The sequence below is a fragment of the Dietzia sp. CW19 genome (assembly GCF_014145265.1).
Classification (GTDB): domain Bacteria; phylum Actinomycetota; class Actinomycetes; order Mycobacteriales; family Mycobacteriaceae; genus Dietzia; species Dietzia natronolimnaea.
Genome location: NZ_JAALEE010000533.1, coordinates 1 through 1,773 on the forward strand (window position 1 = coordinate 1; position 1,773 = coordinate 1,773).

The following is a 1,773-nucleotide window of genomic DNA, read 5'->3' on the forward strand; positions in this document are numbered from 1 at the left end:
GCGGCCGCCACACCGCGCGCAGGTCCCGTCGCAGGTCCAGCCCGTCGATCTCGATGATCTTCAGTGCGCCCGAGGCCACCTGGTCGGCCACGGCGAGCGAGCTCATCCCCGCCGGGCCCACCCCGTCCAGGACGCTGGTGCGGATGGCGGCCGCACTGGCGAGTTCGAGCAGTGGAGCGGGGCGCTCGTACTCGTGGAGTGCGCGGTCCAGGGTCGTCCGGGTGCCGGACCCCGGTTCCCTCACCACCAACCGTGTGGCCGCGAGCTCGGAGATGGTCACCGGGGTGCGGCGCCGGGCCCACGGATGGGTCGGCGCCGCCACCACCACGAGCCGGTCGCGCGCAACGGTACTGGTGTGCAGACCGCTGGGAACCGTCGGGGACTCGACGAACCCGACGTCACAGGTGCCGTCCAGAACGAGTTCGGCGACCCTGACGGAATTGTGGACCTGCAGGTGGATGTTCACCTCCGGCAGCACGCCCCTCAGTGCCCCCAGCCAGCGCGGCATGAGGTGTTCTGCCACGGTCATGCTCGACCCCACCGTCAGCGTGGCGGACCGCTCGGACTGCAGGCTCTGCGCCACCTCCAGTAACTGGGTCGTCTCGGCGAGGACCCTCCGCGCCCAGTGGGCGAGCACCGTCCCGTGCGGGGTCAACGTGGCGCCCCGCGGGTGCCGACGCAGCAACGGAGTGCCGAACCGCCGCTCGAGATCCTTGATCGCCCTGCTCGCGTTGGGCTGCGCCATCCCGACCCTCCGGGCCGCCGCGCTCAGGCTCCCCTGGTCGTCGACGCCGATCAGCAGCTCCAGGACGGCCAGGTCGGGCCACCTCCGTGTCATGCAGACAGCATATGGCTCCGCTTCGGGCCATGCCTGTGAGATATGGACGGATACCGGACTGCCGGCTACCGGACGGGCCCGTCCGCGTCCATCCTGGAGACGTGACCACCCCCCTGACCGCCCGGCGACGCGAGCACGGCCACGCAGCGGTGTCGCGGGCCTCGGACTCGGCGACGTCCGGACTGACCAGCGTGCGGGTCAGGGCACGAACGCTCGCCCCGGGCACCGCGTTGACGCTCGCCGGAACAGCGGCGGCGCTGGGGGTCGGCCACCTGGTCCCCACCCTCAACCCGATGCTCGTGGCGATCGTGCTGGGTGCCGCACTCGGCAACACCGTGCGCCTGCCGGCCCGTGCCACCGCGGGCCTGGCGTTCTCCTCGCGCACCCTGCTGCGGGTCGGCATCGCCCTGCTGGGTCTGCAGCTCCTGCTCGGGGACATCACCGCGCTGGGGTGGCAGGTCGTCGCGCTCGTCGTCGTCATCGTGGTCCTGGGAATCGCCGGCACCATGGCGCTGGGGGGCGCGCTGGGTCTCGGCTGGACGCAGCGCCTGCTCATCGCCTGCGGGTTCTCGATCTGCGGCGCAGCGGCGGTGGCGGCCGTGGACAGCGTGTCGGACACCGACGAGGAGGAGGTCCTCACGGCGATCACCCTCGTCGTCATCTTCGGCACCCTGATGATCGTCGCGGTCCCGGTTCTGTCGGGGGCACTGGGCCTGTCGGACACCGCGGCGGGCATGTGGGCCGGCGGATCGATCCACGAGGTCGCCCAGGTGATCGCGGCAGGCGGGGCGATCGGCGGCGGCGCCCTGGCGGTCGCCACCGTCGTCAAGCTGGCCCGGGTCCTGCTGTTGGCCCCCGTGGTCACCGTGATCAGCCTCCACCGGCGACGGACGACCGGTACCGACGCCCGGGGGACCCGGCCGCCGCTGGTCCCC

Annotated in this window: 2 protein-coding genes; one reads left to right on the forward strand and one right to left on the reverse strand. The window is 72.5% G+C overall.

Annotated elements, in window-relative coordinates:
- The coding region (locus tag G6021_RS15030) for a LysR family transcriptional regulator (RefSeq protein WP_182611115.1) at positions 1-838 on the reverse strand (838 nt) is incomplete at its 3' end.
- Positions 839-1,029: 191 nt separating this feature from the next.
- Here G6021_RS15030 and G6021_RS15035 point away from each other — a divergent pair.
- Positions 1,030-1,773, forward strand: a 744-nt coding sequence (locus G6021_RS15035; protein WP_347238982.1) for a putative sulfate exporter family transporter, incomplete at its 3' end; no start/stop codon positions are given.